The sequence below is a fragment of the Mesorhizobium sp. M2A.F.Ca.ET.042.01.1.1 genome, from assembly GCF_003997405.1.
Taxonomy (GTDB): Bacteria; Pseudomonadota; Alphaproteobacteria; order Rhizobiales; family Rhizobiaceae; genus Mesorhizobium.
In genome coordinates this window covers 1-6,361 of sequence record NZ_RZRX01000304.1, presented here as the reverse complement: position 1 = coordinate 6,361, position 6,361 = coordinate 1, and the positions used below count along the sequence as shown (strand labels likewise).

Below are 6,361 nucleotides of genomic sequence, written 5' to 3'. Positions count from 1 at the left end.
CGCTGGCCGAGGGCAAGGTGGTGCCTCTGTAGGCCAAGCCGGTATTCGGATGAGGCTGGCCTGCGGACGGCAGTTTCCTGCGCTTCCGGTGCTCACGTACTTTAAGTACGCTCCGCTCCGGTTCTCGGAACCTACCATCCTCGACTCAGCCTGATCCGAATCTCGGCTTGGCCTGGCTCCGCGCAACGAACCCCATCCCTCGTCAACCTTTCCTTAACCCTGCGCAAACGGACCGCGCGGATTCGCTCCGCCGGGCTATCGAGGGTCGTTGACATTCGAACAAAATTAGAACAAATTACGAACATACTAACAACGGAGAGAGTTATGTCTGATCTGGTTCAGGATGTCGTCTCGCTGGTTTGCATGAGCACCTTTCTCGTTTCCATGGCGATCTGGATCGGCGCCATGTGATCAGGCGGCCTTGCCGCCGCTGTTTCGGGCGGGCGAGGGCCCGCCCTTGCGGGATGGGCAAGAACCCGCCTGGGACGGGCAAGAGCCCGGCCGTTGTTGTTAAGTCTTTCTTGGCCGCGCCGACGTAGGCTGCCCATCCAGACAGGAGCCCAAGACAGGGGAGCCAAGTGTCGGTCTTCGTCACGGTCACCCTCGTGGCCGGCAATCTCGGACTGATCTTCCTTTTGATGACCGTGCCGCTCGGGTCGCGCACGGTGACGGTCAGCCGCGTGATCAAGGCCGACCGCGAGCGCCTCTGGCAGGCGTTGTGGCCGTTCGGCAGCGACGCCGGGTGGTCCGGGGAAATCCTCTCCGCCGAGCCGCTCGACCAAGAGGGGACGGCGCTGATCAGATTGTCCTGGGACGGCCGGGACGGGCGGCCGATCGAACGCAAGTCGCGGTTCGAGGATGTCAGCGACGGCAGCCGCTTCTCGATGACCGTCATCGAGGACACGGCGCTCGATCCGTCGTTCTGGGCGGACTATCGCGAGACCGCCGCGCTTGTGCCGGAGGGGGATGCCACGCGGGTCACGCTCACACAAACCGACCGATATCGCGGCGTTGCCTTCCTGGTCTTCCGCTTCTTCGCCATGCGCCGCGAGCTGCGCAAGCTGGATGTCTGGGCGGCAACCGGTACCTATCGCAAGGGCGGCTGGTTCGAGCATCCGCTGAGCCAGATCGGTTTCGCCGTGCTCTCGGCCCTGATCCTGTGGCCGTTCTTCGGCCTCAGTATCGGCGGGCTGGCGCTGGCCGCGATCCTGACCTCGGTGGTCGCCCTGCACGAGCTCGGTCATATGGCCGCCTTCCGCCTGACGGGACATCGCCGGGCGCGCATGATCTTCATCCCGCTGCTTGGCGGCATTGCCATCGGCGGCAGGCCCTATGACAGCCGCTTCGAGGTTGCTTTCGTGGCGCTGATGGGCGCCGGCTTCTCCGCTTTCCTGGTGCCGGTGCTGATCGCCGCCAGCGGCCTCGCCGGCAGCGAAGGACATCGCCTGGCCGCGACGCTTTTGGCCACGCTTGCCGGCTGCGCATCGCTGTTCAACATCGCCAATCTGGTGCCGGTGTGGAAATTCGACGGCGGCCAGGTGCTGCGCCAGATCTGCCCCGGCCCGGCGGTACTCGCGCTGGCGTCCTTCCTGCTCTTGTCCGCGCTTCTCGCGCTTGGCTGGCGGGCCGGTTTCTCGCCGAGTTTCCTGCTGATCGCCGGCGCGGTGTTCTCTATCCTCAGCCTGATCACCGTGGGCAGCGGCGTGAAGCCGCGTCACGAGCTGAAGCCGATCAAGACCTTCGACCGATTGGTCATGGCCGGCGCTTTGCTCGCGGTCTTCGCCATCCATGGCTATGGGATGCTGTGGGCCTCCGCGCAGCTCATGTAGGGTGTGTCGATATTCAGGTGAGGCCGGCCTACAAATGTCGGCTTCCTGCGCTTCCGGTGCTCGCGTACTATAAGTACGCTCCGCTCCGGTTCTCGGAACCCGCCTTGTTTGGTCGCTTCGCGCCCGTCTTCGACTCCGACTCGGCCTGACCTGAATCTCAACACACCCCTAGGCGGAGCGGCTTAGCCGGCCTTCCGAACTGGCTCCGCGGTCGGAACGGCGGCAGGTCCGAACACATCCTCGAAAGCGGCTTTCAGCGCCAGGTCGAGGTCGGCCATCGTGACCGGCAGGCCGAGGTCGACGAGGCTGGTCACGCCATGGTCCGAGACACCGCAGGGCACGATGCCGCTGAAATGGCCGAGGTCCGGCTCGACATTGATGGCGATGCCGTGGAAGCTCACCCATCGCCTCAGCCGGATGCCTATTGCCGCGATCTTGTCCTCGGCCGGCGAGCCGTCGGGCAGGGCCGGCCGATCCGGTCGCACCACCCAGACGCCGACGCGGTCCTCGCGCCGCTCGCCGCGCACATTGAAGGCGGCAAGTGTTTCGATGATCCATTGCTCCAGCGCTGCGACGAAGGCGCGCACATCCTCGCGCCGGCGCTTGAGGTCGAGCATGACATAGGCCACGCGCTGTCCCGGACCGTGATAGGTGTATTCGCCGCCGCGACCCGCGGCAAAGACCGGAAAGCGGTCGGGATCGATCAGGTCTTCGCCACGCGCGCTGGTTCCGGCGGTGTAGAGCGGCGGATGCTCGACCAGCCAGACCATCTCGCCGGCAGCGCCGCTGCGGATCGCCTCGGCGCGCGCCTCCATGAAGGCCAGCGCGTCTGGATAGGAGGTCAGGCCTGGTTCGATCACCCATTCCACCGGCGCCGAACCGGGCAGGGGCAGGAACGACGTGGCGATCTGGCTGCGTTCTGTCATGGAACTTTCTCGATGTTCCTCTCATATGGCGGCAATTGGCCAAAACGTCCAGTTTCACCAGTGTGAAGCCGAGCCGTAGTGGGTTGTGCAAATGAGCGACGAATATTCCGCTCAGCGCACTTGTTTCGCCGGAAACGATTTGCTACAGGCCCCGGGCCGGACGGTTCCGGCTCCTACCACGTGCGGTCGTGGCGGAATTGGTAGACGCGCAGCGTTGAGGTCGCTGTGGGGCAACCCGTGGAAGTTCGAGTCTTCTCGACCGCACCAAACCTTCTCCAAAGGCTTTGGAATTAGCGCTGCCCTGCGACTGTTTTCGCTGCTGCCTGCGGTGCTCGTTTGCCAAACGAAAAGCGGCGGCGGGCCATGAAGACCGCGCCACCGCCTGGTATTCCTAGCCGGTTCAAAGCTCGGGCTGGATTACGCTGCCTTCTTCGTCCGCGCCAGCGTGTCGGCCACCACTTCGCCGAAGGAGGCGGGGGTGGGCACGATGACGACGCCGGCTTCCTTGAGGATCTCGACCTTTTCCTGCGCCGACTCGCCGAAGGCCGAAATGATCGCGCCCGCGTGGCCCATGCGCCTTCCCTTCGGTGCGGAAAGCCCGGCAATGTAGGCGATCAGGGGCTTTCTCATATTGTCGCGCGCCCAGATCGCGGCTTCGGCTTCCTGCGGGCCGCCGATCTCGCCGATCATCACCACGGCGTCGGTATCGTCGTCGCGCTCGAAGAGCTGCAATATGTCCTTGAAGGACGAGCCGTTGATCGGATCGCCACCGATGCCGACGCTGGTCGACACGCCGATGCCCAGCGCCTTCATCTGCGAGGCGGCCTCGTAACCCAGCGTGCCGGAGCGGCCGACGATGCCGACGCGTCCCGGCAGATAGATGCTGCCCGGCATGATGCCCATCAGCGCCTGTCCAGGCGTGATGACGCCGGCGCAGTTCGGGCCGACCAGGCGCATGCGGTCCTCGAAGCGGTAGCGGCGCATGTAGCGCTTGACCTGCATCATGTCCTGCGAGGGGATGCCGTCGGTGATGCAGACGCAGAGCTTTATCCCGGCATCCGCCGCCTCCATGATCGAATCGGCGGCGAAGGGCGGCGGCACGAAGACGATGCTCGCCTCGGCGCGGGTCTCGCGCACCGCGCCCTTGACGGTGTTGAAGACCGGCAGGCCGAGATGCGTCTGGCCGCCCTTGCCGGGTGTGACGCCGCCGACCAGCTTGGTGCCGTAGCGCTTCATGTCTTCGGCATGGAAGCTGCCGATCTTGCCGGTGAAGCCTTGCACGATGACGCGGGTGCTGCGGTTGAGCAGGATTGCCATTTCTCGACCTCCCTAGAGCATGATGCCGAAAAGTGTGAAGCGGTTTTCGGACGACATCATGCTCTATCTGTTTGATTTTAGAGACGGATTCAGATTTCAGTTCGATTCGACCTGAAATCATCCGGCTCTAGGCTGCTTTCTTGTTCTTGGTGGCTTCGCGCCAGGCGGCGACGGCCTTTTCGGCGGCCTCGGCCAGCGTGTCGGCGACGATCACCGCCTCGCCGGAATCGGCCAGGATCTTGCGCCCTTCCTCGACCTTGGTGCCGGAAAGCCTCACCACCAGCGGCACGTCGACGCCGACCTCGCGGATCGCCTTGATGACGCCTTCGGCCACCCAGTCGCAGCGGTTGATGCCGGCAAAGATGTTGACCAGGATCGTCTCGACTTGTTTGTCGCCGAGCACGGCGCGGAAGGACTTTGCCACCCGCTCTGGCGAGGCGCCGCCGCCGATGTCGAGGAAGTTGGCCGGCTCGCCGCCGGCGATCTTGATCATGTCCATCGTCGCCATGGCGAGGCCTGCGCCGTTGATGATGCAGCCGATATTGCCGTCGAGCCCGACATAGGAGAGGCCGCGGTCGCTGGCGAAAGTCTCGCGCGGGTCTTCCTGGCTCTTGTCGCGCAGTTCGGAGATTTCCGGGCGGCGGAACAGCGCGTTCTCGTCGAACGACATTTTCGCATCGAGCGCGACCAGGCTGCCGTCGCGCGTGACAACCAGCGGATTGATCTCCAGCATCGAGGCGTCGTAGTCGCGGAACACCTGGTAGCAGCCGAGGATGGTTTCGGTCGTCTTGCCGATCAAATCGCTATCGAGCCCGAGGCCGAAGGCGATCTCGCGCGCCTGAAAACCCTGCATGCCGACGCCGGGATCGACGGTGGCGCGGATGATCGAATCCGGCTGCTTTTCGGAGATGTCTTCGATCTCCATGCCGCCGGCGGCCGAGGCCACGATCATGACGCGCTCTTCCTTGCGGTCGAGCACGAAGCCGAGATAGAGCTCCTGCGCGATGTCGACGGCTTCCTCAAGATAGAGGCGCGAGATCAGCTTGCCGCGCGGGCCGGTCTGCTGGGTCACCAGCTTGCGGCCGAGCATGGCTTCCGCCGCGTTGGAGATCTCCTCGTCATTCGAGCAGAGTTTTATCCCGCCGGCCTTGCCGCGCGCGCCGGAATGAACCTGCGCCTTCAGCACCCATTTCGAGCCGCCGATCTCGCGCGCGCGGTAGGTCGCCTGCTCGGGGCTGTAGGCGAGGCCGCCGCGCGGCACATGCACGCCGTGGCGGGCAAGCAATTCCTTGGCCTGGTATTCGTGGATGTCCATCTTGTCCTCCCGGTATTCTTCTACTGCGCGGCGGCGTGCGCCTGACTGGCGCGCTCGATCGCTTCGTTGACCACCAGCACATTGCGCGCCATGCGCTCCGACGCGGCGTCGATCATCTTGCCGTCGAGGGCGGCTGCGCCTTTGCCTAGCGCCTCCGCCTCCTTCAGCACCTCGAGGATGCGGCGGGCGCGCGTGACCTCTTTCTCCGGCGGCGAAAATACGTCGTTGGCGAGAGCGATCTGCGAGGGATGGATCGCCCATTTGCCTTCGATGCCGATGGCCGCGGCGCGCCTGGCGGCCGCCTTGTAGCCTTCAGGATCGGAGAAATCGCCGAACGGCCCGTCGATGGCGCGCAAGCCATAGGCGCGGCAGGCGACCGTCATGCGCGACAAAGCAAAATGCCATTGGTCGCCGGGATAGTCAGGGTTCAACCCGCCGATGTTGACGGTGCGCGCCTTGTTGCTCGCGGCATAGTCGGCGACGCCGAAATGCATGGCCTCCAGCCGCCCCGGCGTGGCCGCGATTGCCTCGACATTGGCCATGCCGAGCGCCGTCTCGATCAGCGCTTCGAGGCCGACGCGGGCCCTGAAACCCTTGGCCATCTCGATCTGGTTGACCATGGCCTCGACCATATAGAGGTCGGCGGGCACGCCGACCTTCGGCACCAGAATGGTGTCCAGACGGTCGCCGGCCTGTTCCATGACGTCGACGACGTCGCGGTACATGTAATGCGTGTCGAGGCCGTTGATGCGCACCGAGACGGTCTTGCCCTTGGCGCGCCAGTCGATGTCGTTCAGCGCCTGGATGATGTTCTTGCGGGCGCGTTCCTTGTCGGGCGGCGCCACCGCATCCTCGATGTCGAGGAAGACGAAGTCGGCGGCGCTGTTCGCCGCCTTGTCGATCATTTCCGGGCTGGAACCGGGCACGGCCAGCTCGCTGCGCTGGAGCCTGAGCTTCTTCAGGTGGTTGATGGT

The 6,361-nt window shown here is 64.7% G+C and carries 5 protein-coding genes and 1 tRNA gene; 2 read left to right on the top strand and 4 right to left on the bottom strand.

What is annotated here, in order from left to right; translation table 11 throughout:
- Positions 1-578: 578 nt before the first annotated feature.
- The gene (locus EOA23_RS30060) at positions 579-1,829 is read left to right on the top strand and encodes an SRPBCC family protein (protein ID WP_126060222.1); all 1,251 of its coding nucleotides are present in this window, start codon (positions 579-581) and stop codon (positions 1,827-1,829) included.
- A gap of 182 nt (positions 1,830-2,011) precedes the next feature.
- Here the strand turns inward: EOA23_RS30060 and lipB are convergent, their stop codons facing one another.
- The gene (gene lipB / locus EOA23_RS30055; protein WP_127306796.1) at positions 2,012-2,755 is read right to left on the bottom strand and encodes a lipoyl(octanoyl) transferase LipB; all 744 of its coding nucleotides are present in this window, start codon (positions 2,753-2,755) and stop codon (positions 2,012-2,014) included.
- A gap of 182 nt (positions 2,756-2,937) precedes the next feature.
- On the opposite strand from lipB, the gene EOA23_RS30050 reads away from it, so the two are divergent.
- A tRNA-Leu gene (locus EOA23_RS30050) sits at positions 2,938-3,022 on the top strand.
- Between the two features lie 150 nt (positions 3,023-3,172).
- Here EOA23_RS30050 and sucD read toward each other — a convergent pair.
- The 3 genes from sucD to EOA23_RS30035 form a co-directional block, all read right to left on the bottom strand.
- Entirely contained in the window at positions 3,173-4,072 is a 900-nt protein-coding gene (gene sucD / locus EOA23_RS30045; RefSeq protein ID WP_095815516.1) for a succinate--CoA ligase subunit alpha, read from the bottom strand.
- Between the two features lie 127 nt (positions 4,073-4,199).
- On the bottom strand, positions 4,200-5,387 hold the full coding sequence (locus EOA23_RS30040; protein ID WP_127306795.1) for a malate--CoA ligase subunit beta: 1,188 nt from the start codon (positions 5,385-5,387) through the stop codon (positions 4,200-4,202).
- A gap of 20 nt (positions 5,388-5,407) precedes the next feature.
- On the bottom strand, positions 5,408-6,361 hold a 954-nt coding region (locus EOA23_RS30035), incomplete at its 5' end, for a CoA ester lyase (protein ID WP_145966521.1).

Coding starts and splice junctions, on each gene's coding strand:
- EOA23_RS30040 (WP_127306795.1), bottom strand. CDS start 5,387: ATGGACATCCACGAATACCAGGCCAAGGAATTGCTTGCCCGCCACGGC.
- sucD (WP_095815516.1), bottom strand. CDS start 4,072: ATGGCAATCCTGCTCAACCGCAGCACCCGCGTCATCGTGCAAGGCTTC.
- lipB (WP_127306796.1), bottom strand. CDS start 2,755: ATGACAGAACGCAGCCAGATCGCCACGTCGTTCCTGCCCCTGCCCGGT.